This window comes from Streptomyces sp. NPDC047042 (assembly GCF_040644035.1).
Classification (GTDB): Bacteria; Actinomycetota; Actinomycetes; order Streptomycetales; family Streptomycetaceae; genus Streptomyces.
On record NZ_JBEYVP010000015.1, the window covers coordinates 185,368 to 208,583 of the forward strand.

The following is a 23,216-nucleotide window of genomic DNA, read 5'->3' on the forward strand; positions in this document are numbered from 1 at the left end:
TGACAACGCGGGCCCCTCGGCCCGTCCCCCGGCCCTCTACGCCGTTGTCACCGCCCCGTGCGAGGATCGAACAGCGCAGAGACACGTGCAAGCGAAGGGGTTCAGCAATGGCCAGCAAGCCGCCCAAGAGTGATCCGGTCCAGGACGCACCGCAGGTCGCCGACCCCAAGCACGCCGCGGCCGGACTGCCCGCCATCGGCCACACCCTGCGCATCGCCCAGCAGCAGATGGGCGTCCGCCGCACCGCGCTGACCCTCCTGCGCGTCAACCAGAAGGACGGCTTCGACTGTCCCGGCTGCGCCTGGCCCGAGCCCGAGCACCGCCATGCCGCCGAGTTCTGCGAGAACGGCGCGAAGGCGGTCGCCGAGGAAGCCACCCTGCGCCGGGTCACCCCGGAGTTCTTCGCCGCCCACACCGTGACCGACCTGGCCGGCCGCAGCGGCTACTGGCTGGGCCAGCAGGGCCGGCTCACCCACCCCATGTACCTGCCCGAGGGCGCCGACCGTTACGAACCGGTCTCCTGGGACCGCGCCTTCGACATCGTCGCCGAGGAGATCAAGGCGCTCGCCTCGCCGGACGAGGCCCTCTTCTACACCTCGGGCCGCACCAGCAACGAGGCAGCCTTCCTCTACCAGCTGTTCGCCCGCGAACTGGGCACGAACAACCTGCCCGACTGCTCCAACATGTGCCACGAGTCGTCGGGGTCCGCGCTCAACGAGACCATAGGCATCGGCAAGGGCAGCGTCCTCCTGGAGGACCTCTACAAAGCCGATCTGATCATCGTCGCCGGCCAGAACCCGGGCACCAACCACCCCCGGATGCTCTCCGCCCTGGAGAAGGCGAAGGCGAACGGCGCGCGCATCATCAGCGTCAACCCGCTGCCCGAGGCGGGCCTGGAACGCTTCAAGAACCCGCAGACCCCCCAGGGCATGCTCAAGGGCGCCGCGCTCACCGACCTGTTCCTGCAGATCCGCATAGGCGGCGACCAGGCGCTCTTCCGCCTCCTCAACAAGCTGATCCTCGACACCGAGGGCGCGGTCGACGAGACCTTCGTCCGCGAGCACACCCACGGCTACGAGGAGTTCACCGAGGCGGCCCGCGCCGCCGACTGGGACGAGACCCTCACCGCGACGGGCCTCACGCGCGCGGAGATCGAGGAAGCCCTCGGCATGGTCCTGGCCTCCGAGCGCACCATCGTGTGCTGGGCGATGGGCCTGACCCAGCACAAGCACTCCGTGCCCACCATCCGCGAAGTGGTCAACTTCCTCCTCCTGCGCGGCAACATCGGCCGCCCCGGCGCCGGAGTGTGCCCCGTGCGCGGCCACTCCAACGTCCAGGGCGACCGCACCATGGGCATCTTCGAACGCCCCGCCCCCGCCTTCCTCGACGCCCTGGAGAAGGAGTTCGGCTTCGCCCCGCCCCGCGAACACGGCTACGACGTCGTACGGGCCATCCGCGCCCTGCGCGACGGCGAGGCGAAGGTCTTCTTCGCCATGGGCGGCAACTTCGTCTCCGCCTCCCCCGACACCGAGGTCACCGAGGCGGCCATGCGCCGCGCCCGGCTCACCGTGCACGTGTCGACAAAGCTGAACCGCTCGCACACCGTCACGGGCGCGCGTGCGCTGATCCTGCCCACGCTCGGCCGTACCGAGCGCGACCTCCAGGGCAGCGGCGAGCAGTTCGTGACGGTCGAGGACTCCATGGGCATGGTGCACGCCTCCCGGGGCCGCCTGGACCCGGCGAGCACGCATCTGCTGTCCGAGCCGGCCATCGTCTGCCGGCTGGCCCGGCGCGTCCTGGGCGAGGAGTCCCGCACACCCTGGGAGGAGTTCGAGAAGGACTACGCCACGGTCCGTGACCGCATCGCGCGCGTGATCCCCGGCTTCGAGAACTTCAACGCGCGCGTCGCCGACCCGTCGGGCTTCGCCCTCCCCCACGCCCCGCGCGACGAGCGCCGCTTCCCGACAGCCACCGGCAAGGCGAACTTCACCGCGGCGCCCGTCGAGTTCCCGAAGCTTCCCGAAGGCCGCCTGCTGCTGCAGACCCTGCGCTCGCACGACCAGTACAACACCACGATCTACGGCCTGGACGACCGCTACCGGGGCATCAAGAACGGCCGCCGGGTCGTCCTGGTGAACCCCGAGGACGCGCGCGTGCTCGGGGTCGCCGACGGCTCGTACGTCGACCTCGTGAGCGAGTGGAAGGACGGCGTCGAGCGCCGGGCGCCCGGGTTCCGGATCGTGTTCTACCCGACGGCCCGCGGCTGCGCGGCGGCGTACTACCCGGAGACCAACGTCCTGGTCCCGCTGGACGCCACCGCGGACACCAGCAACACCCCGGCCAGCAAGTCCGTGGTGGTGCGTCTGGAACAATCGGCCACCGACTGAGCGTTTGCTCAGTGGACGGACAGGCGGGCGGAAGCCGCGGCCGACACGAAGAACGGAGCCGGACCCGATGGGTGAGCAGCAGCACGTGAGGTTCCCGCAAGAGGTCATAGACGAGTACACGGCGCTCGGTATCGACGTGGTCGCCATGTTCTCCGCGGGACACCTCGGCAACCGGATGGGCGTCCAGATCGTCGAGGCGTCGGCCGACCGTGTCGTCGGCACGATGCCCGTCGAGGGCAACACCCAGCCGTACGGGCTGCTGCACGGGGGCGCGTCCGCGGTGCTGGCCGAGACGCTGGGGTCGGTCGGGGCCATGCTCCACGGAGGCAGCTCGAAGATCGCCGTGGGCGTGGACCTGAACTGCACCCACCATCGCGGGGCCCGCTCCGGCCTGGTCACCGGCGTGGCCACCCCGCTGCACCGGGGGCGCTCGACGGCGACGTACGAGGTCGTGATCACGGACGAGGCCGGCAAGCGGGTGTGCACGGCGCGGCTGACGTGTCTGCTGCGAGACGCGTCCGCGGCCGGCTGAGGACGAGCCGGCCCCTGGCTGGGGGCTGCGCCCCCAGATCCCCCTCCGGCCCTGAACGGGCCTTGTCCTCAAACGCCGGACGGGCTGAAATGCGGGCCCTCGTTGCTACGTAAAGCCGGACGGGCTGAAATGCGGCCCCCGTTGCTACCGTTCCCCCATGAGGCTGCGACCATGACCGGCATCGGCCCCGTCGAGCCCGTCAACTCGTCGGACGCGCAAGAGACTTACGAAGTCATCGGTGCCGACACACCACGCCTCACGGACCGCTGGCAGGCCGCGCCGCCACGGGTCCGCAGAGCCGTTGTCGGCACCGTCGCGCTCGCCGCCACGACAGCCGCCGCGATCGCCCTCCTGCCGCCGGAGGACTCCGCCCCCACCAGCACCCTCGTCCCCATGCCCTGGCCCGCGAACGTCACCACGTTCCGGTACACGGGGCTCGCCGCGACCTTCGACTCCACGCCCGCCAGCGGCCTGTTCCGCTTCGCGGTGACCGTGCAGAGCGGGCCACCCGTGACCCTGCGCGTCACCGGCGCCGGATCGGACGGTCTCACGGCCCGTATCTCGCCCGCGCAGAACTCCGCCATCGCCGCCGGGACCACCCGCCGGATCACCGTCCAGATATCGGTGGCCGACTGCGCGCGCCTCCCCCGCGACACCCGCCACCCGTTTCTCGACGTAACGCTGCGTAACACACGCGCAATACAGCAGCACCGTTTCAACTTCGGCGGCGCCTACCCCGACGACCTCTCCGAGCTCCTCACCCGGGCCTGCCGCCCTTTGCCCCCGCGGCCAAGCACAAGGCCACAGGCAGAGGCAACCGGACGCGCTGATTCTCAAAATATGGACTGAAGATATTTCCGGCCAAAGTGGCCGAGAACCGCGTTCGCCAAGGATCATCAATCAACACGTCATAACAAGAAAGTCACAAGCAAGCCCTCCCATATGCTCCCACCCACCGAGGGGCTTAGAGTCACGGCCAGTCACCGCGCCGCCGGGCGCGTCTACAGCACGACCTGCTCCACCCAGTACGGCCCGGCGAGACACACGGCAGCCCAGCAGGGCCGCTGCGCCAGGGAGAGGATTTAATCGTGCGTCAGCGTTCTTTCGTCGTACTCACCTCCATGCTCACCACCGGAGCACTCGCACTGACCGCCTGCGGTTCGCGCGACGACAAGGGAGGCGACACCGACAAAAAGACCGAGATCATCATCGGCGTAGACGCCCCGCTGACCGGCCAGAACTCCGCCACCGGCCTCGGCATCCAGGGTGGCGTACAGATCGCCGTCGACGACGCCAACAAGAACAACACCGTCCCCGGCGTCACCTTCAAGGTCGTCGCCCTCGACGACAAGGCGATCCCCGCCAGCGGCCAGCAGAACGCCACCCAGCTCGTCAGCAACGACAAGGTCCTCGGCGTCGTCGGCCCGCTGAACTCCGGCGTCGCCACCCAGATGCAGCAGGTCTTCGCCACCGCCAACCTGGTCCAGATCTCGCCCTCCAACACGGCGCCCGAGCTCACCCAGGGCAAGAACTGGCAGACGACGAAGACGCGTCCCTTCAAGACGTACTTCCGCACCGCCACCACCGACGCCCTCCAGGGCGGCTTCGCGGCCGACTACGCGTACAACACGCTCAAGAAGCGCAACGTCTTCATCGTCGACGACAAGCAGACCTACGGCGCCGGCCTGGCCAAGCTCTTCAAGGCCGGCTTCACCAAGTCCGGCGGCAAGGTGGCCGGCGACGACCACGTCAACACCGGCGACACCGACTTCTCGGCCCTCGTCACCAAGATCAAGAACTCCAAGGCCGACCTCGTCTACTACGGCGGCCAGTACGACGAGTCGGAGAAGCTCACCAAGCAGCTCAAGGACGGCGGCTCCAAGATCCCGCTGTTCGGTGGCGACGGCATGTTCTCCGACACCTACATCCAGACCGCCGGCAAGACCTCCGAAGGCGACCTCGTCACCTCCGTCGGCCAGCCCGTCGACTCCCTCGCCTCCGCCGCGGACTTCATCAAGAAGTACAAGGCCTCCGGCCTCAAGGGCGACTACGGCACCTACGGCGGCTACTCCTACGACGCCGCCACCGCCATCATCAAGGCGATCGGCAACGTCGTGAAGGACGGCAAGATCCCGGCCGACGCCCGCGCCAAGATCGTCGACGAGGTGCAGAAGACCAAGTTCGACGGCATCGCCGGCCCCGTCTCCTTCGACGAGTACGGTGACACCACCAACAAGCAGCTCACCGTCTACCAGGTCGTCGACGGCAAGTGGAAGGCCGTCAAGAGCGGCACGTTCAACGGCTGATCCCCACCGCCGCTAGCACCACCCCGGGCCGCGCGGCCATGACCACCCGTCACCGCGCGGCCCGTTCCACGCCCTGCTCACTCCCACCACCCACATGGAGGCCATGCGGTGAACACTCTGCCGCAGCAGCTGGCCAACGGGCTGTTCCTCGGCTCGATGTACGGGCTGATCGCCATCGGTTACACGATGGTGTACGGCATCGTCCAGCTCATCAACTTCGCCCATGGCGAGATCTTCATGACCGGCGGCTTCGGCGCACTCACGGTCTACCTCTACGTCCTGCCCAACGGCACATCCATGTGGCTAGCCCTGCCGGCCATGCTCATCGGCGGCGGAATCGTCTCCGTCCTCATCGCCGTCGGAGCCGAACGCTTCGCCTACCGACCACTGCGCGGAGCACCACGCCTGGCACCCCTCATCACCGCCATCGGCCTCTCCCTCGCCCTCCAGCAGGCCGTCTTCAACTGGTACCCCGACGCCAAGACCGACATCAACTTCCCCCAGCTCCCCTTCGGTCCCTGGCACCTCGGCTCCGTCAGCGTCAGCAGCGGCTCCGTGTTCGTCATCGTCGCGGCCCCCCTCTGCATGGCGGCCCTCGCCCTCTTCGTCAACCTCTCGCGCACCGGCCGCGCCATGCAGGCCACCGCGCAGGACCCCGACACCGCACAGCTCATGGGCATCGACACCAACCGCATCATCGTGATCGCCTTCGCCATCGGCGGGTTCTTCGCAGCGGTCGCCGCCGTCGCCTACGGCCTGCGCTACGGCTCCGTCAAGTACGACATGGGCTTCCAGATGGGCCTCAAGGCCTTCACCGCCGCCGTCCTCGGCGGCATCGGCAACATCTACGGCGCCATGATCGGCGGCCTCGTCCTCGGCCTCGCCGAAACCCTCGCCACCTCCTACATCGACGGCATCCCCGGTATGCAGCAGCTCGGCGGCGGCGGCTGGGCCTCCGTATGGGCCTTCGTCCTGCTCATCCTCGTCCTGCTGTTCAGGCCACAAGGCCTGGTCGGCGAACGCGTCGCGGACAGGGCGTGACCACCATGGCAACCACCGACAAGACCACAGCCACCCCGCGCGGCCTCATCGCACTCCCGCAGAACGCCGCCCGCGCCCTCGTCGCCATAGGCGCCGTCGGCACCATCGCCAGCACGTTCATGTCCTGGACCTACACGTCCGAATTCCCCGGGGACCTCACCTACTACGGCTCCCCCGCCGGACTGCAGATCCTCGCCCTCGTCGCCGGCGTCCTCACCCTCCTGTACGCGCTCACCCTCTGGAACGTACGCGGCCTCAACTGGCTCAACCCGGCAGGCGCCACCGCGCCCGTCGCCCTCGCCGCCACCTCCGCGTTCGCCGTCAGCTGGTTCACCGCCATCGCCATCGCCGTCGACCTCAAGGGCCTCGTAGCCCTCGACCCCGGCGCCTACATCGCCGCGATCGCCTCACTCGCTGCCCTCCTCGGCGCCCTCGCGCTCCCCCAGCCCGGCGACACTCCCAAGAGCTACCTCACCAAGCCGGAGAACATCCCCGCGGCGGGCAGGCTCCCCGGCTGGGTCGAACGCCTGGTGATCTCCGCGGCCACCGCCGTCGCCCTGGTCGTCTTCGCCTACGGCATCGGCGTCGACCCCGAGGCCAGCGAAACGTTCCTTGGCTATCTGCTGCTTGTCATCTTCGGCGCCTGGGCACTCCTCACCGCCGGACTCTTCGACCGCCTCGCGGAACTCAACGCCCGCCACAAGGGCTTCGCCACCTCCATGGCGTTCCTCGCCGCGGCACTCTTCCCCTTCGTCGAGAACGACGAACACAACTCCAACCTCGGCGTGAACATCCTCGTCGTCGCCACCGTCGCCCTCGGCCTCAACATCGTCGTCGGCCTCACCGGCCTCCTCGACCTCGGATACGTCGCCTTCCTCGGCGTCGGCGCCTACGCGGCCGCCCTCGTCTCCGGCTCCGAGTTCTCCCGGTTCTCCGGCGTCCAGTTCCCCTTCTGGGCCGCCATGCTCACCGGCATGCTCGCCTCACTCGTCTTCGGCGTCCTCATCGGCGCCCCCACCCTGCGACTGCGCGGCGACTACCTCGCCATCGTCACCCTGGGCTTCGGAGAGATCTTCCGCATCACCGTCAACAACCTCGACGGCACCTCCGGCCCCAACATCACCAACGGCCCCAACGGCATCTCGATGATCCCCGACCTGGAGATCTTCGGCTTCAACTTCGGAACCTCGCACGACATCGGCTCGATCACCCTCGGCCGGTTCGCGAACTACTTCCTGCTGATGCTGATCATCACCGCGATCGTCGTGGTCGTCTTCAACAGGGCCGCGGACTCCCGCATCGGCCGCTCCTGGATCGCCATCCGCGAGGACGAGACCGCCGCCACCGCCATGGGCATCAACGGCTTCCGCGTCAAGCTCATCGCCTTCGCCCTCGGCGCCTCCCTCGCCGGCCTCGCCGGCACCGTCAGCGCCCACGTCGGCTACAGCGTCAACCCCGCCCCCTACCAGTTCGCCGGCTCCGTACCGCCGAACTCCGCCTTCCTGCTCGCCGCGGTCGTCCTCGGCGGCATGGGCACCGTCAACGGCCCCATCCTCGGCGCCACCCTCCTCTACCTCCTCCCCGAGAAGCTCGGCTTCCTCAAGGAGTACCAGCTCTTCGCCTTCGGCATCGCCCTCGTGGTCCTCATGCGCTTCCGGCCCGAAGGCATCATCGCCAACCGGCGCCGCCAGCTCGAATTCCACGACACAGGCCAACTCGACATCCCCGAAGACGGCCTCCCCGACACCACCGTCGGCGTCACCAAGGCAGGGGCGTGACCAGCATGACCACCACCACGGCCACCAGCCCCGTCCTCCAGGCAACCGGCGTCACCATGCGCTTCGGCGGCCTCACCGCCGTACGCAACGTCGACCTCACCGTCAACACCGGCGAGATCGTCGGCCTCATCGGCCCCAACGGCGCGGGCAAGACCACCTTCTTCAACTGCCTCACCGGCCTCTACGTCCCCACCGAGGGCACAGTCGCCTACAAGGGCAAGGTCCTCCCGCCCAAACCCCACCTGGTCACCAGCGCCGGCATCGCCCGGACCTTCCAGAACATCCGGCTCTTCGCCAACATGACCGTCCTGGAAAACGTCCTCGTGGGCCGCCACACCCGCACCAAGGAAGGCCTCTGGTCGGCCCTCCTTCGCGGCCCCGGCTTCCGCAAGGCCGAAGCCGCCTCCCGCGAACGCGCCATGGAACTCCTCGAGTTCATCGGCCTCGCCCACAAGGCCGACCACCTCTCCCGCAACCTCCCCTACGGCGAACAGCGCAAGCTCGAGATCGCCCGGGCCATGGCCAGCGAACCCGGCCTCCTCCTCCTGGACGAGCCCACCGCCGGCATGAACCCCCAGGAGACCCGCGCGACCGAAGACCTCGTCTTCGCCATCCGCGACCGGGGCATGGCCGTCCTCGTCATCGAGCACGACATGCGCTTCATCTTCAACCTCAGCGACCGCGTCGCCTGTCTCGTCCAAGGCGAAAAACTCGTCGAAGGCACCTCCGACGTCGTCCAGAACGACGACCGCGTCATCGCCGCCTACCTCGGCACCCCCTTCGAAGGCGCCCCCGGCGCCGAGGAGATCGCCGAAGTCGAAGCCGCCGAGGCCTCCGGAGCGAAGAGCACCACCAGCACGGAAGGACCCGCCCAGTGACCGCCCTGCTCGAGGTCGAGGACCTCAAGGTCGCCTACGGCAAGATCGAAGCCGTCAAGGGCATCTCCTTCACCGTCGAAGCCGGCCAGATCGTCACCCTCATCGGCACGAACGGCGCCGGCAAGACCACCACCCTGCGCACCCTCTCCGGGCTCCTCAAGCCCAGCAGCGGCCGCGTCATCTTCGACGGCAAGCCACTCACCGGCATCCCCGCCCACAAGATCGTCGCCCTGGGCCTCGCCCACTCCCCCGAGGGACGCCACATCTTCCCTCAGCTGACGATCACCGAGAACCTCCAGCTCGGCGCGTTCCTGCGCACCGACAAGGCAGGCATCGAAAAAGACATCCAGCGCGCCTACGACCTCTTCCCCATCCTGGGCGAACGCAGGAAGCAGGCAGCAGGCACCCTCTCCGGCGGCGAACAGCAGATGCTCGCCATGGGCCGCGCCCTGATGTCCCAGCCCAAGCTGCTCATGCTCGACGAGCCCTCCATGGGCCTCTCCCCGATCATGATGCAGAAGATCATGGCCACCATCGCCGAACTCAAGGCATCCGGCATGACCATCCTCCTCGTCGAGCAGAACGCCCAGGCGGCGCTCTCCCTCGCCGACCAGGGACACGTCATGGAGGTCGGCAACATCGTGCTCTCCGGCACCGGCGAGCACCTGCTGCACGACGACTCGGTCCGCAAGGCGTACCTGGGCGAGGACTGACGTCCCAGGACGGTATGTATGAGTGAGGCCCGCACCCCCGGCCGGGGGTGCGGGCCTCACTCGTACACCTGCGTGCCTCTGTGGCCGCGTCAGCCCTTGGCGGCCTTCTTCTCCTCGGCGTCCGCGATGACCGCCTCGGCGACCTGCTGCATCGACATACGCCGGTCCATCGACGTCTTCTGGATCCAACGGAACGCGGCGGGCTCCGACAGCCCGTACTCCGTCTGCAGGACCGACTTGGCGCGGTCGACCAGCTTGCGGGTCTCCAGGCGCTGGGTGAGGTCCGCGATCTCCTTCTCCAGCGTCCGCAGCTCGTTGAACCGCGAGACGGCCATCTCGATCGCCGGTACGACGTCGCTCTTGCTGAACGGCTTCACCAGGTACGCCATGGCCCCGGCGTCCCTGGCCCGCTCGACGAGGTCGCGCTGCGAGAAGGCGGTGAGCATCAGCACGGGGGCGATGGACTCGGCGGCGATCTTCTCGGCGGCCGAGATGCCGTCGAGCTTGGGCATCTTCACGTCGAGGATGACGAGGTCGGGGCGGTGCTCACGGGCGAGCTCGACGGCCTCCTCACCGTCGCCGGCCTCACCGACGACGGAGTAGCCCTCCTCTTCGAGCATCTCCTTGAGATCGAGCCGAATGAGCGCCTCGTCCTCGGCGATGACGACACGGGTCGTCAGCGGAGGCACGTGCGACTTGTCGTCGTCGGGCGCGTCTGCGGGCTGGGGCGACTCGGGGGCGGTCACGGGGGCTCCTTGTTCAGGGCAGAATGCTGCTGGCAAGAGCCTACCTATGTGATGCCGACTGTGGTCACCGGGTACACTCCGAACAGCACTCAGGCCGGGTTGGCGCAATTGGCTGACGCGGAGGTCTCAAACACCTCTGTCCGAAAGGACATGTGGGTTCGAATCCCATACCCGGCACCCCAAAGCGGATGTCCACGATCTCGTGAACATCCGCTTTTTGCTGCGCGCCGTCGCGATCAGTGACACAGAGTGTTCGCATGAAATTTCACGGCACTGACGTGCGACAGAACGCAGTCGCGCTCTTGCGTGAGGGCACGCGGAACGTGGATGTCGCCCGGCAACTCAACGTCCCCGTGGGCACTGTCGGCAAGTGGCTCCACGTGGACCGTTCAAAGCGCAACGAATGCCCGGGGCGACCAGAGCCGATGTGTCCCCGGTGCGACGATCGGCCCCTCGACGGGGCCGCGTACGCATATCTGCTGGGCCTCTATCTGGGCGATGGCTACATCGCCCACTGGTCTGGTCACCGGAGTCCCAGTCTCGTAATCACCTGCGACGACTCCTGGCCCGGCCTCATGGACGAGTGCGAGGTGGCCATGCGCACGGTCTTTCCGGACAACGCCGTCTGTCGCGCCGCCAAGATCGGTTGCCACGACGTGAAGCTCTACTCCAACCACCTTCGCTGTCTGTTCCCCCAGCACGGGACCGGCAAGAAGCACGAACGCGTCATCGCTCTCGAACCATGGCAACAGACGATCGTCGATTCACACCCCTGGCAGTTCATCCGAGGGCTCGTTCACTCGGACGGCTGCCGCATGACCAACTGGACCACGCGCCTCATCGCGGGCGAAAAGAAGCGCTACGAATACCCGCGGTACTTCTTCACCAATCTCTCCGAGGACATCAGGCGGCTTTACACCGACACCCTCGACAAGGTTGGTGTCGACTGGAAGCAGGCGAACTTCCGCAACATCTCCGTCGCCCGCAAAGCCTCCGTAGCCCTGATGGACCTCCACGTGGGCCCCAAGCACTGAACCGCGTAGGGCCCGCACGCCCTACTTCGGGCTGTCGTCCTCGCCGATGTGGTGGACCCTGACCAGGTTCGTCGAGCCGGAGACCCCGGGGGGTGAGCCCGCCGTGATCACCACCACGTCTCCCTTCTGGCAGCGTCCGTACTTCAGCAGCAGCTCGTCCACCTGGTCCACCATCGCGTCCGTGGACTCGACATGCGGGCCTAGATACGTCTCCACGCCCCACGTCAGCGTCAGCTGGGACCGCGTCGCCGGGTCCGGGGTGAAGGCCAGGAGGGGGATCGGGGACCTGTACCGGGACAGCCGCTTCACCGTGTCGCCGGACTGGGTGAACGCCACCAGGAACTTCGCACCGAGGAAGTCCCCCATCTCGGCCGCCGCCCGGGCCACCGCGCCGCCCTGGGTGCGGGGCTTGTTGCGGTCCGTGAGAGGAGGCAGGCCCTTGGCCAGGATGTCCTCCTCGGCCGCTTCCACGATCTTCGCCATCGTGCGTACCGTCTCGACGGCGTACTTGCCCACGCTCGTCTCGCCGGACAGCATCACCGCGTCCGTGCCGTCGATGACCGCGTTCGCGACGTCCGAGGCCTCGGCGCGGGTCGGGCGGGAGTTCTCGATCATCGAGTCGAGCATCTGGGTGGCGACGATGACCGGCTTGGCGTTGCGCTTCGCGAGCTTGATGGCGCGCTTCTGGACGATCGGGACCTGTTCGAGGGGCATCTCGACGCCGAGGTCGCCGCGGGCGACCATGATGCCGTCGAAGGCGGCGACGATGTCGTCGATGGCGTCGACGGCCTGGGGCTTCTCGACCTTGGCGATGACGGGGAGGCGGCGGTGTTCCTCGTCCATGATGCGGTGGACGTCGTCGATGTCGCGTCCATTGCGGACGAAGGAGAGGGCGATGACGTCGAAGCCGGTGCGCAGGGCCCAGCGCAGGTCCGCCTCGTCCTTGTCGGAGAGTGCGGGGACCGAGACTGCTACGCCGGGGAGGTTGAGGCCCTTGTGGTCGGAGACGACTCCGCCTTCGACGACCTTGGTGTGGACGCGGGGTCCGTCGACGGCGGTGACTTCGAGGCAGACCTTGCCGTCGTCGACGAGGACGCGTTCGCCGGGGGTGACGTCGGCGGCGAGGCCCGCGTAGGTGGTTCCGCAGGTGTGGCGGTCGCCCTCGACGCCTTCTTCGACGGTGATGGTGAAGGTGTCGCCGCGTTCGAGGAGTACGGGGCCTTCGGTGAAGCGGCCGAGCCGGATCTTCGGGCCTTGAAGGTCGGCGAGGAGGCCGATGCTGCGGCCGGTTTCGTCGGCGGCCTTGCGGACGTGCTGGTAACGCACCTCGTGTTCGGCGTAGGAGCCGTGGCTGAGGTTGAAGCGGGCCACGTCCATTCCGGCCTCGACCAGTGCCTTGATCTGGTCGTACGAGTCGGTGGCGGGGCCCAGGGTACAGACGATCTTTGCTCGGCGCATACTTCGAGCGTAGGCCTTACCGGTGGGTAGCGAATTGGCCCTGCATGACGACTCAACAACCGTTGAGTGAAGGGTTGTTGCCAACTGTTGAAGTGGGCGAGGGGGTGCTCCGATGAGCGTTTCGGGGCCCCGATTCACAAGTTCGGCGGCACCATCGTGAAGCGTGCGTTCACCTGTGCGAAGACTTGTTGGCGCTGTGGTTCCAGGTCGAGGGGTGCCGCCTCGTCCGCGACCTCGGCGCCGGCGAAGGCGGCGCGGCGCAGGGAGCGGGACTGGACTCCGTACTCCATGGGCTGTGCGGCCTCCGCGCCGACGTCCGCCAGTTCGACGAGGGCGGCGAGGGTGGTGCCGAGGGCCTCGGCGTATTCGCGCGCCCGTTGGACGGCTTCTCTCACCGCCTGTCGGCGGGCGTCGCGGTGGGCCGGGGAGTCGGGGCGCAGGGCCCACCAGGGGCCGTCGACGCGGGTGAGGTCGAGGTCGGCGAGGCGGCTGGTCAGTTCGCCGAGGGCGGTGAAGTCGGTGAGGTCGGCGGTGAGGTGGACGCGGCCGTGGTAGGCGCGGACGCGTTCGGCGCGGCCGTGTCTGGTGAGTTCGGGGGCGATGGTGAAGGCTCCCGTTTCGAGGCGTTCCACCGCGTCGCCGTATGTTTTCACCAGGTCGAGGACGGTGGCGTTGCGGCGGGTGAGGTCGTCCAGTGCGGAGCGGCGGTCGGTGCCTCGTGCGCTGACGGTGATGCCGATGCGGGCGATCTCGGGGTCGACTTCGAGGTGGGCTTCGCCGCGGACGGCGATGCGGGGGGCGTCGGGGGTGCCGTAGGGGACGGCGGTGGGGGCGGTGGTGGTTGCTGTGGGGTTCTCCGGGGTGGAGGTCATGCGCCCACTGTGTCACTCGTGCGGTGGTCGCGGACGGTGTTGCGGTGTCTGCCGGTCACCAGATCGAAACCTTCGGGGGCTGTTGCCGCCGGTCATGCTCGGGTCAGAATCTACGCGCGTCGTTGACCATTCCCCAAGGAGCACGAAACATGCCGTTGAACCGCCGGAAGTTCCTGAAGAAGTCCGCTGTGACGGGTGCGGGGGTGGCGCTGACCAGTGCTGTCGTGGCTCCGGCGGCTGAGGCCGCGGAGGGAGGGAAGCCTGTGAAGCCTTCGAAGCCGGTGAAGCGGTACTCGCTGACCGTGATGGGGACGACGGATCTGCACGGGCACATCTTCAACTGGGACTACTTCAAGAACGCGGAGTACTCCGACGCGAAGGGCAACGCGCAGGGGCTGGCCCGTATCTCGACGCTGGTGGAGCAGGTCCGCAGGGAGAAGGGGCGTTGCAACACGCTGCTGCTCGACGCGGGCGACACGATTCAGGGCACTCCGCTGACGTACTACTACGCGAAGGTGGACCCGATCACCGCGAAGGGTGGTCCGGTGCATCCGATGGCGCAGGCGATGAACGCGATCGGGTACGACGCGGTGGCGCTCGGGAACCACGAGTTCAACTACGGCATCGAGACGCTGCGCAAGTTCGAGTCGCAGTGCCGTTTCCCGCTGCTGGGTGCGAACGCGCTGGACGCGAAGACGCTGAAGCCGGCGTTTCCTCCGTACTTCATGAAGACGTTCCAGGTGAAGGGTGCTCCGCCGGTCAAGGTGGCGGTGCTGGGGCTGACGAACCCGGGTATCGCGATCTGGGACAAGGCGTATGTGCAGGGGAAGCTGACGTTCCCGGGTCTGGAGGAGCAGGCGGCGAAGTGGGTGCCGAAGCTGCGTTCGATGGGCGCGGACGTGGTGGTGGTGTCGGCGCACTCGGGGTCGTCCGGCACTTCTTCGTACGGTGACCAGTTGCCGTACATCGAGAACTCGGCGGCGCTGGTGGCGCAGCAGGTGCCGGGGATCGACGCGATTCTGGTGGGGCACGCGCACACGGAGATCGCGGAGCTGAAGGTCACGAACACGGCGACCGGGAAGACGGTGGTGCTGTCGGAGCCGTTGGCGTACGCGGAGCGGTTGTCGCTGTTCGATGTCGAGCTGGTCTTCGAGAAGGGGAAGTGGGCCGTCGAGTCGGTCGCGGCGAGTGTGCGCGACTCGAAGACGGTCGCGGACGACCCGAGGATCACCAAGCTGCTGAAGGACGAGCACGACGTGGTCGTGGCGTACGTCAACCAGGTGGTCGGTACGGCGACGGACACGTTGACGACGGTGGAGGCGCGTTACAAGGACGCTCCGATCATCGACCTGATCACGAAGGTCCAGGAGGACGTGGTCAGGGCGGCGATGGTGGGGACGTCGTACGCGTCGCTGCCGGTGATCGCGCAGGCGTCGCCGTTCTCGCGGACGTCGGAGATCCCGGCCGGCGAGGTGACGATCCGGGATCTGTCGAGTCTGTATGTGTACGACAACACGCTGGTCGCGAAGCTGCTGACGGGCGCGCAGGTGCGGGCGTACCTGGAGTACTCGGCGCAGTATTTCGTGCGGACGGCGGCGGGGGCGCCTGTTGACGTGGAGAAGCTGACGAACGCGGAGAACCGGCCGGACTACAACTACGACTATGTGTCGGGGTTGACGTACGACATCGACATCGCGCAGGCGGCGGGTTCGCGGATCAAGAACCTGGCCTACAACGGTGTGGCGCTGGATGACGCCCAGCAGTTCGTGTTCGCGGTGAACAACTACCGTGCCAACGGTGGCGGGGCCTTCCCGCATGTGGCGTCGGCGCCGGAGTTGTGGTCGGAGTCGACGGAGATCCGGACGCGGATCTCCGAGTGGGTGACGGCGAAGGGTGTGCTGGATCCGAAGGAGTTCGCGTCGGTGGACTGGAAGTTGACGCGGGACGGTACGCCGGTGTTCTAGCCGGCGGTCTGCGGTTTCTGGTGGCGGGCTGCCTCAGATTCCGTCGACGAGGGGGGTCAGCACATGGTGCTGGCCCTTTTCTCGTTCCTGGCTCTGTCGGGGGGTGGGGACGGCGGGCAGGGGTTGGTCGAGGCCGAAGGTGGTGAAGGCGGTTCGGGTGGGTTGGGGGTAGGGGGCGCTGCCGGTGAGGGAGTTGAGGATGGCGGCGCTGCGCCAGGCGACGAGTCCGAGGTCTGGGGTGCCGACGCCGTGGGTGTGGAGTTCGGCGTTCTGGACGTAGACGTGGCTGCCGGTGCCGGTGATGGCGGGGTCGAGGACGAGTCTGAACTGTTCGTCGATGCGGGGGCGTTGGGCGTTGTCGCGGCGGAGGTAGGGGTCGAGGCCGGCGAGGATGCGGTCGAGGGGGCGGTCTCGGTAGCCGGTGGCGAGGACGACGGCGTCTGTGGTGAGGCGGGAGCGGGTGCCCTGTTGGGTGTGTTCGAGGTGGAGTTCGACTTTGGTGGTGGCGACGCGGCCGGCGGTGCGGACGTGGACGCCGGGGGTGAGGACGGCGTCGGGCCAGCCGCCGTGGAGGGTGTGGTGGTAGAGCTCGTCGTGGATGGCGGCGATGGTGTCGGCGCTGATGCCCTTGTGGAGTTGCCATTGGGCGGCGATGAGGCGGTCGCGTACGGGTTCGGTGAGGGCGTGGAAGTAGCGGGTGTGGTCGGGGGTGAAGTGTTCGAGGCCGAGTTTGGAGTACTCCATGGGGGCGAAGGCTTCGGTCCGGCCCAGCCAGTGGATTTTCTCGCGTCCGGCGGGGCGGTGGCGCAGGAGGTCGAGGAAGATCTCGGCGCCGGTCTGTCCTGAGCCGATGACGGTGACGTGTTCGGCGGTGAGGAGCCGGTCGCGGTGGGCGAGGTAGTCGGCCGCGTGCAGGACGGGCACGGTGGGGGCTTCGACGAGGGGTTTGAGGGGTTCGGGGATGTAGGGCTCGCTGCCGATGCCGAGGACGACGTTCTTCGTGTAGGTGCGGCCGAGAGCTTCGGCTTCGCCGTCGGTGTCGAGTTGGGTGTAGTCGACTTCGAAGACGTCTCGTTCGGGGTTCCAGCGGACGGCGTCGACCTGGTGTCCGAAGTGGAGTCGGGGGAGGTTCTGGCTGACCCAGCGGCAGTAGGCGTCGTATTCGGCGCGCCGCGTGTGGAAGCGCTCGGCGAAGTAGAACGGGAAGAGCCGGTCGAGGCTCTTGAGGTAGCTGAGGAAGGACCAGGGGCTGGTGGGGTCGGCGAGGGTGACCAGGTCGGCGAGGAAGGGGACTTGGACGGTGGAGCCGTCGATGAGGAGACCGGGGTGCCAGTCGAAGCGGGGGTGTTGTTCGTAGAAGACGGTGTCGAGGTCGGGGAGGGGCTGGGCGAGGGCTGCGAGGGAGAGGTTGCAGGGGCCGATGCCGATGCCGACGAGGTCGTGGGGGGTGTCCGGGGTGTCGGGGGCGGGGGCGCCGGGGGCCGGGATGTCGGCGGGTGTGGGGGGTGTCATCGGGGGGTGTTTCCTTCCACAAGTCTCAGGAGTGCTGCCAGGTCGTCGGGGCGGGTGTGGGGGTTGAGGAGGGTGGCTTTGAGCCAGAGGCGGCCGTCGAGGTGGGCGCGGCCGAGGACGGCGCGGCCGTCGTGGAGGAGTTTCCGGCGTACGTCGGCTACGGCGTCGTCGGTTGCTTCGACGGGCCGGAAGAGGACGGTGCTGATGGTGGGCGCGTCGTGGAGTTCGAAGCCGGGGTGGTCCTGGATCTGGCGGGCGAACTCCTGGGCGTGCTCGCAGACCTGGTCGACGAGGGCGGCGAGTCCTTGGCGGCCGAGGGTTTTGAGGGTGACGGCGATTTTGAGGATGTCGGGTCGTCGGGTGGTGCGCAGCGAGCGGCCGAGGAGGTCGGGGAGGCCTGCTTCGGTGTCGTCGTCGGCGTTGAGGTAGTCGGCGCGGTGGGCGAGGGCGGTGAGGTCGCCCGGGTTCTTGACGGTGAGGAGGCCTGCGGCGACGGGTTGCCAGCCGAGTTTGTGCAGGTCGAGGGTGACGGTGTCGGCGTGTTCGAGGCCGGTGAGTTTGGGGCGGTGGCGTTGGCTGAAGAGGAGTCCCCCGCCGTAGGCGGCGTCGATGTGGAGTCGGGCGCCGTGGACGGCGCAGAGGGCGGCGATCTGGGGCAGTGGGTCGATGAGTCCGGCGTCGGTGGTGCCGGCGGTGGCGGCGACGAGGAGGGAGCCGCGGGGGCCTGCCAGTGCCGTCAGGGCTTCGTCGAGGGCGGCGGGATCGAGGGTGCCGGCGGGGGCGGGGATCACGACGGATTCGGGGAGTCCGAGGAGCCAGGCGGCGCGGGGCAGGGAGTGGTGGGCGTTGGCGCCGTGGACGAGGCGGACGCCGGGGTGGGCCTCGCGGGCGAGGAGCAGGGCGAGTTGGTTGGACTCGGTGCCGCCGGTGGTGACGAGGGCGTCGGCGGCGCCGGTCTCGGCGGCGAGGGCGCGGGTGACGAGGGTTTCGAGTTCGGAGGCGGCCGGGGCCTGGTCCCAGGAGTCGAGGGACGGGTTGAGGACGCAGGCTGCGAGATCGGCGGCGGTGGCGACGGCGAGGGGTGGGCAGTGGAGGTGGGCGGCGCAGTGGGGGTGGGCGGGGTCGGCGGCGCCTTCGGCCAGGGCGCGTACGAGGTCGTGGAGGGCGCCCGGGTCGCCCTGGTCGGGCAGGACGTCTCCGAGGGCGTCGCGCATGCGCTGGGCGACGGTGGCGGGTCCGCCGGCCGGGAGGGGGCCTCGGCGCGCGTGTCCGCCTTCGGCGAGGGCGTCGAGGACCGTGTCGAGCAACGGCCGCAGGGCGTCGGGGCCTTGGGCGCCCGAGGCGAGGGGCGGTATGCGCATGGTGGTCCTCCCGGGGCGCGTGGCTGGGGAGTTCCAGCTTGGACGGGGCTGGGGCGACGCGCCCGGGAAGACCAACGATCGGAACCCGAAAGGGGGTACGGGGGTTGCGTGGGGCGGGTGTGGGGGGGCAGGGGGTGTCCCCTGCCCCACGCGCGCGCCTGTGCGCCGGTCGGTTGTCCGTGCCCGTTCCGGCCCGCTGGGGCGTTCCTGGGGCGTTACGCCTGTTCCGAAGCCCCTTCCCGGACGCGCAGTGCGCGCGCCAGGTCGTCGAGCTGGTCGATGAGTTTGCGGCTCAGGGACGGTATGGGGGCGGCGTCGCGCAGGCACTTCTCGCCGAGCCGGAGGGTTTCGGGGGTGACGGCGCCCGCCGGGAAGGCCCAGCGGCCGGCGGCGTCGGCCATGGCGGGGCCTCGGCGGGCGGCGACGGCGACGGCGTCGGTCCAGTACCGCTTGACGTACTCCTCGGTGAGGTCGGTCTGTTCGGGCTGCCAGAAGCCCTGGGCGGTGGCGACGAAGAGGTAGTTGGAGAGGGTGTCCTCGGTGAACATCTGTTCCCAGGCGCGGCGTTTGGTCTCGGGGTCGGGCAGTGCGGCGCGGCAGCGGGCGGCGCCTTCCTGGCCGGAGGCGCTGGGGTCGCGGGCGAGTTCCGCGTCGATCTCCGTCTCGTCGGTGGCGCCCAGTACGGCGAGGCGGGCCAGGACACGCCAGCGCAGTTCGGGGTCGAGTTCGGGGCCGCCGGGGACGGTGCCGTCGGCGAGCCAGGCGGCGATGGTGTCGGGGTGGGCGGCGACGGCGATGAAGTGGCGTACGGCGATGAGGCGCAGGCCGGGGTGGTCGCCGTCCTCGGTGCGGCGGATGAGGTCGCGGCACAGTGAGGCGAGGGTGGCGAGGGCCGCGGGGCGTTCCCGCGGGGGCAGGTAGCGGTCGGCGACGACGGTGGAGGCGAAGGTGAGGACGCCCTGGACGAGGGCGAGGTCCGTTTCGCGCGGGAGGTGGGCGCGGACGGTCTCCAGGTAGTCGGCGGGCGGGAGTTGGCCGTCGCGTACGGCGTCGCGCAGGGCGTTCCAGACGACGGCGCGGGTGAGCGGGTCGGGGATGCCGGAGAGGGCGCTGCGGACGGTCTTGAAGGACTCGGTGTCGAAGCGGACCTTGGCGTAGGTCAGGTCGCCGTCGTTGACGAGGAGCAGGGCGGGGCGTTTGCCGATGGGGTGCGGGGCGTCCTGCGGGATGTCGAGGTCGAGGCGCTCGCGGAGGGCGAGGGTGCCGTCGCCGGCCACGTCGTGGTCGTAGAGGCCTATGGCGACGCGGTGGGGGCGGGTGCCGTCGTGGCGGACGGTGAGGGTGTAGCCGGCCGCGTCGCCGTTGGTGAGGCGTGGGGTGAGGGTGTCGACGCCGGTGGTGCGCAGCCAGGCGTCGGCCCAGGCGTGGACGTCGCGTTCGGTGGTGGCGGCGAGGGAGTCGATGAAGTCGGCGAGGGTGGCGTTGCCGAACTTGTGCCGGGCGAAGTGGGTGTTGATGCCGGTGAGGAAGTCCTTCTCGCCGAGCCAGGCGACGAGTTGGCGCAGGGCGGAGGCGCCCTTGGCGTAGGAGATGCCGTCGAAGTTGACGAGGGCGGCGGCGGTGTCGTCGACGGCTTCGGGGGCGACGGGGTGAGTGGAGGGGCGCTGGTCGGCGTCGTAGCCCCAGGCCTTGCGGGAGACGCCGAAGTCGGTCCAGGTGTCGGTGTAGCGGGTGGCTTCGGTGAGGGTCTGGTAGCCCATGTACTCGGCGAAGGACTCGTTGAGCCAGATGTCGTCCCACCACTGGAGGGTGACGAGGTCGCCGAACCACATGTGGGCCATCTCGTGGGCGATGACCATGGCGCGGGTCTGGCGTTCGGTGTCGGTGACGGCGGAGCGGTAGACGAACTCGTCGCGGAAGGTGACGAGGCCGGGGTTCTCCATGGCGCCGAAGTTGAACTCGGGGACGAACGCCTGGTCGTAGGAGTCGAAGGGGTAGGGCTCCTCGAACTTCTCGTGGTAGCGGTCGTAGCACGCGCGCGTGATGTCGAGGAGTTCGTCGGCGTCGGCGTCGAGGTGGGGGGCGAGGGAGCGGCGGCAGTGGAGGCCGAAGGGGAGGCCGCGGTGTTCGCTGCGGACGGAGTGCCAGGGGCCGGCGGCGACGGCGACGAGGTAGGTGGAGATGCGGGGGGTGGGGGCGGCCTGCCAGAGTCCGTCGGCGGTCTCGGTGGTGATGCCGTTGGCGAGGACGGTCCAGCCCTCGGGGGCGCGGACGGTGAACTCGAAGACGGCCTTGAGGTCGGGCTGGTTGAAGTTGGCGAAGACGGCGGCCGCGTCCTCCAGGGACATCTGGGTGTAGAGGTAGGTCTCGTTGTCGACGGGGTCGGTGAAGCGGTGCATGCCCTCGCCGGTGCGGGAGTAGCGCATCGCGGCGTCCACGCGCAGTTCGTGCTCGCCCTCGGCGAGGCCGGTCAGGGGCAGTCGGCCGTCGGTGAGGGTGCTGGTGTCCAGGGGGCGGCCGTCGAGGGTGGCGGAGCGCAGCTCGGCGGGCCTGACCTCGACGAATGTGTCCGCGCCGGTGTGGCCCGCCGTCACCGCGAAGCGGATCACGGTACGGGAGTCGAAGGTGTCGTCCCCGGTGGTGAGGTCGAGTTCGACCGTGTACCGGTGGACGTCCAGGAGGGTGGCACGGGCTTGCGCTTCGTCGCGCGTCAGTACGGACATGGAGGACATGCTGCCTGATGCCGCTGACAGGGCACAGGGGCGGATCGGTACACGGTGTTTGTCCGTTCGTGCGCCCCTGCCTCCGGTGCGGCTCGCGAGACCGTTTGTGGGCCGTTCGCGGCCCGTTCGCGGCCCGTTGGCGGTGCGTGGGCGCGGCGCGCTAGGCGCGGTCGTCCTCCAGGGCGTGGGTGAGTGTGTCGTGGTCCTTGACGAGGGCGCGGAGGTCCCGCACTTCCTGTTCGAGGGCCTGGTGGCGGCGGTGGGCGTCGTAGAGGTAGCGGACCTTGGTGCGCAGGGTCCAGGGGTCGATGGGTTTGGTGACGAGGTCGGCGACGCCGAGTCGGAAGGCGGCGGAGGTGAGTTCGGCGTCGGGGCCGAAGCCGGTGAGCAGGACGACGGGGATGTGCTGGGTCTGTTCGAGGCGGCGCAGGTAGCGCACGACGTCGAGGCCGCCGTCGCCGGGCATGCGGACGTCGAGCAGGAGGAGGCCGACCTGCCCGCGCAGTACCTGTTTGAGCGCCTCGTCGCCGCTGGTGGCGCGGGCGAGCGGGTGGCCGAGGGGGGCCAGGGCGCTCTCCAGGGCGTAGAGGGTGTCCTCGTGGTCGTCGACGATGAGGATCCTGGCATCCGACGGCATGGCCCGACGTCCCCTCCCGTGTGGACAACCAACAGGTGCCCGTGGCTGCTGACGCGCAGTGCTCGTCGCCTCACCGCGAGTGCACATTGCGTGCACTGCGCAGCATGCCCCGCGGGTGCCCGGCTGTCACGCCCCGGTGGTCAACTCACCGGCGGTTTCCCGCCGTTCAGGGCGTCGTCGGCGATGCGTTCGTGGTGTCGGATCACCTCGGCGATGATGAAGTTGAGGAGTTTCTCGGCGAAGGCGGGATCGAGGTTGGCGCTTTCGGCGAGTCGGCGCAGCCGGGCGATCTGCTGGGCCTCGCGGTTGGGGTCGGCGGCGGGCAGCTGATGGGCGGCTTTGAGGTGGCCGACCTGCTGGGTGCACTTGAAGCGCTCGGCGAGCATGTGGACAACGGCGGCGTCGATGTTGTCGATGCTCTCGCGCAGCCGCCCCAGTTCCGCGCGGATCGCGGGGTCGACTTCACGGTTGTTGCTGGTGGTCATGGGCGTCCACATTACGTGGCGCGAATCGGGCGGACGCGTGGGGCGTCGGGGTTTCACGGGGTGGGTGAGGTAGGCGCGATCTCGGCGTTACGTGACGTACGGGTGTTCGACTTTCGGGGGTCGGCGGGGCCGTGGACACGGTTGCTCCAGCCGCCGGGGACGGCGCGTCGCCGCTGGGCACGGAAGCGGACGGGGGCCATGCCGACGCGGCGGGCGAACAGGCGCGAGAAACAGGCAGAACCCCGGGCGCTACCCGGCATGCGGACGTTCGATCAACGGCGGGTCGGCAGGGTCGGGAACACGGTCGCTCCAGCCGCCAAGGACAGCGCGTCGCCGCTGGACGCGGAAGCGGACGGGGGCCATGCCAGCGCGGCGGGCGAACAGGCGCGAGAAACAGGCAGAACCCCGGGCGCTACCCGGCATGCGGACGTTCGATCAACGGTGGATCGGCGGGATCGGGAACACGGTCGCTCCAGCCGCCAAGGACAGTGCGTGGCCGCTGGACGCGGAAGCGGACGGGGGCCACGCCGGCGCGGCGGGCGAACAGGCGCGAGAAACAGGCGGAACCCCGGGCGCTACCCGGCATGCGGACGTTCGATCAACGGCGGGTCGGCAGGGTCGGGAACACGGTCGCTCCAGCCGCCAAGGACAGTGCGTCGCCGCTGGACGCGGAAGCGGACGGGGGCCATGCCAGCGCGGCGGGCGAACAGGCGCGAGAAACAGGCGGAACCCCGGGCGCTACCCGGCATGCGGACGTTCGATCAACGGCGGGTCGGCAGGGTCGGGAAC

At 69.0% G+C, this 23,216-nt stretch carries 18 protein-coding genes, 1 tRNA gene and 4 pseudogenes; 11 read left to right on the top strand and 12 right to left on the bottom strand.

Going from position 1 to position 23,216, the window contains the following annotated elements; translation table 11 throughout:
* Positions 1 to 107 precede the first annotated feature (107 nt).
* From ABZ855_RS19545 to ABZ855_RS19580, 8 genes are all read left to right on the top strand, one after another.
* A complete protein-coding gene (locus ABZ855_RS19545; protein ID WP_360808352.1) occupies positions 108 to 2,387 on the top strand; it encodes an FdhF/YdeP family oxidoreductase in 2,280 nt (759 codons plus the stop codon).
* Between the two features lie 67 nt (positions 2,388 to 2,454).
* Positions 2,455 to 2,919 carry a hotdog fold thioesterase gene (locus ABZ855_RS19550; protein ID WP_360808354.1) on the top strand — a complete coding sequence of 155 codons (465 nt, stop codon included), beginning with the start codon at positions 2,455 to 2,457 and terminating at the stop codon, positions 2,917 to 2,919.
* 171 nt (positions 2,920 to 3,090) lie between these two features.
* Positions 3,091 to 3,768 carry a hypothetical protein gene (locus tag ABZ855_RS19555; RefSeq protein ID WP_360808356.1) on the top strand — a complete coding sequence of 226 codons (678 nt, stop codon included), beginning with the start codon at positions 3,091 to 3,093 and terminating at the stop codon, positions 3,766 to 3,768.
* Between the two features lie 239 nt (positions 3,769 to 4,007).
* Positions 4,008 to 5,225 (top strand): branched-chain amino acid ABC transporter substrate-binding protein, encoded by a 1,218-nt coding sequence (locus ABZ855_RS19560; RefSeq protein ID WP_360808358.1) that lies wholly within the window; start codon positions 4,008 to 4,010, stop codon positions 5,223 to 5,225.
* 108 nt (positions 5,226 to 5,333) lie between these two features.
* A complete protein-coding gene (locus ABZ855_RS19565; RefSeq protein ID WP_360808360.1) occupies positions 5,334 to 6,266 on the top strand; it encodes a branched-chain amino acid ABC transporter permease in 933 nt (310 codons plus the stop codon).
* Positions 6,267 to 6,271: 5 nt separating this feature from the next.
* The gene (locus tag ABZ855_RS19570; protein ID WP_360808437.1) at positions 6,272 to 8,044 is read left to right on the top strand and encodes a branched-chain amino acid ABC transporter permease; all 1,773 of its coding nucleotides are present in this window, start codon (positions 6,272 to 6,274) and stop codon (positions 8,042 to 8,044) included.
* A 5-nt stretch (positions 8,045 to 8,049) separates the two neighbouring features.
* On the top strand, positions 8,050 to 8,922 hold the full coding sequence (locus tag ABZ855_RS19575) for an ABC transporter ATP-binding protein (RefSeq protein ID WP_360808362.1): 873 nt from the start codon (positions 8,050 to 8,052) through the stop codon (positions 8,920 to 8,922).
* Positions 8,919 to 9,635, top strand: coding sequence for an ABC transporter ATP-binding protein (locus ABZ855_RS19580; protein ID WP_360808364.1), 717 nt, complete (start codon positions 8,919 to 8,921; stop codon positions 9,633 to 9,635). The genes ABZ855_RS19575 and ABZ855_RS19580 overlap by 4 nt, the downstream gene beginning before the upstream one ends.
* An 89-nt stretch (positions 9,636 to 9,724) precedes the next feature.
* On the opposite strand, the gene ABZ855_RS19585 is transcribed toward ABZ855_RS19580, so the two are convergent.
* Positions 9,725 to 10,381 carry a response regulator gene (locus tag ABZ855_RS19585; RefSeq protein WP_319199594.1) on the bottom strand — a complete coding sequence of 219 codons (657 nt, stop codon included), beginning with the start codon at positions 10,379 to 10,381 and terminating at the stop codon, positions 9,725 to 9,727.
* Positions 10,382 to 10,474: 93 nt separating this feature from the next.
* Between ABZ855_RS19585 and ABZ855_RS19590 the strand changes: the two genes are divergently transcribed.
* A tRNA-Leu gene (locus ABZ855_RS19590) sits at positions 10,475 to 10,558 on the top strand.
* Positions 10,559 to 10,638: 80 nt separating this feature from the next.
* Positions 10,639 to 11,415 carry a helix-turn-helix domain-containing protein gene (locus tag ABZ855_RS19595; protein ID WP_360808367.1) on the top strand — a complete coding sequence of 259 codons (777 nt, stop codon included), beginning with the start codon at positions 10,639 to 10,641 and terminating at the stop codon, positions 11,413 to 11,415.
* 21 nt (positions 11,416 to 11,436) lie between these two features.
* Here the strand turns inward: ABZ855_RS19595 and pyk are convergent, their stop codons facing one another.
* Positions 11,437 to 12,873, bottom strand: a complete 1,437-nt coding sequence (pyk, locus tag ABZ855_RS19600) for a pyruvate kinase (protein WP_360808369.1) — start codon at positions 12,871 to 12,873, stop codon at positions 11,437 to 11,439.
* 134 nt (positions 12,874 to 13,007) lie between these two features.
* On the bottom strand, positions 13,008 to 13,745 hold the full coding sequence (locus ABZ855_RS19605; protein WP_360808371.1) for an SIMPL domain-containing protein: 738 nt from the start codon (positions 13,743 to 13,745) through the stop codon (positions 13,008 to 13,010).
* A 149-nt stretch (positions 13,746 to 13,894) separates the two neighbouring features.
* On the opposite strand from ABZ855_RS19605, the gene ABZ855_RS19610 reads away from it, so the two are divergent.
* Positions 13,895 to 15,709, top strand: coding sequence for a 5'-nucleotidase C-terminal domain-containing protein (locus ABZ855_RS19610; protein ID WP_360808373.1), 1,815 nt, complete (start codon positions 13,895 to 13,897; stop codon positions 15,707 to 15,709).
* Between the two features lie 33 nt (positions 15,710 to 15,742).
* Here the strand turns inward: ABZ855_RS19610 and ABZ855_RS19615 are convergent, their stop codons facing one another.
* The 9 genes and pseudogenes from ABZ855_RS19615 to ABZ855_RS19655 form a co-directional block, all read right to left on the bottom strand.
* Positions 15,743 to 17,221 carry a SidA/IucD/PvdA family monooxygenase gene (locus ABZ855_RS19615; protein ID WP_360808375.1) on the bottom strand — a complete coding sequence of 493 codons (1,479 nt, stop codon included), beginning with the start codon at positions 17,219 to 17,221 and terminating at the stop codon, positions 15,743 to 15,745.
* Positions 17,218 to 18,582: an aminotransferase class V-fold PLP-dependent enzyme gene (locus tag ABZ855_RS19620; RefSeq protein ID WP_360808377.1), complete on the bottom strand. Its 1,365-nt coding sequence runs from the start codon at positions 18,580 to 18,582 to the stop codon at positions 17,218 to 17,220. The genes ABZ855_RS19615 and ABZ855_RS19620 overlap by 4 nt, the downstream gene beginning before the upstream one ends.
* Positions 18,583 to 18,797: 215 nt before the next feature.
* Positions 18,798 to 21,305, bottom strand: a complete 2,508-nt coding sequence (gene pepN, locus ABZ855_RS19625) for an aminopeptidase N (RefSeq protein WP_360808379.1) — start codon at positions 21,303 to 21,305, stop codon at positions 18,798 to 18,800.
* A 160-nt stretch (positions 21,306 to 21,465) separates the two neighbouring features.
* A complete protein-coding gene (locus ABZ855_RS19630; protein WP_360808381.1) occupies positions 21,466 to 21,942 on the bottom strand; it encodes a response regulator in 477 nt (158 codons plus the stop codon).
* Between the two features lie 140 nt (positions 21,943 to 22,082).
* Positions 22,083 to 22,427: a chorismate mutase gene (locus tag ABZ855_RS19635; protein ID WP_360808383.1), complete on the bottom strand. Its 345-nt coding sequence runs from the start codon at positions 22,425 to 22,427 to the stop codon at positions 22,083 to 22,085.
* Between the two features lie 53 nt (positions 22,428 to 22,480).
* Positions 22,481 to 22,663: pseudogene (locus ABZ855_RS19640) on the bottom strand (hypothetical protein); the annotation flags it as partial.
* 13 nt (positions 22,664 to 22,676) lie between these two features.
* A pseudogene (locus ABZ855_RS19645) lies at positions 22,677 to 22,826 on the bottom strand (AraC family transcriptional regulator); the annotation flags it as partial.
* A gap of 13 nt (positions 22,827 to 22,839) precedes the next feature.
* A pseudogene (locus tag ABZ855_RS19650) lies at positions 22,840 to 22,989 on the bottom strand (AraC family transcriptional regulator); the annotation flags it as partial.
* Positions 22,990 to 23,002: 13 nt separating this feature from the next.
* Positions 23,003 to 23,152, bottom strand: a pseudogene (locus ABZ855_RS19655) (AraC family transcriptional regulator); the annotation flags it as partial.
* Between the last annotated feature and the right edge of the window lie 64 nt (positions 23,153 to 23,216).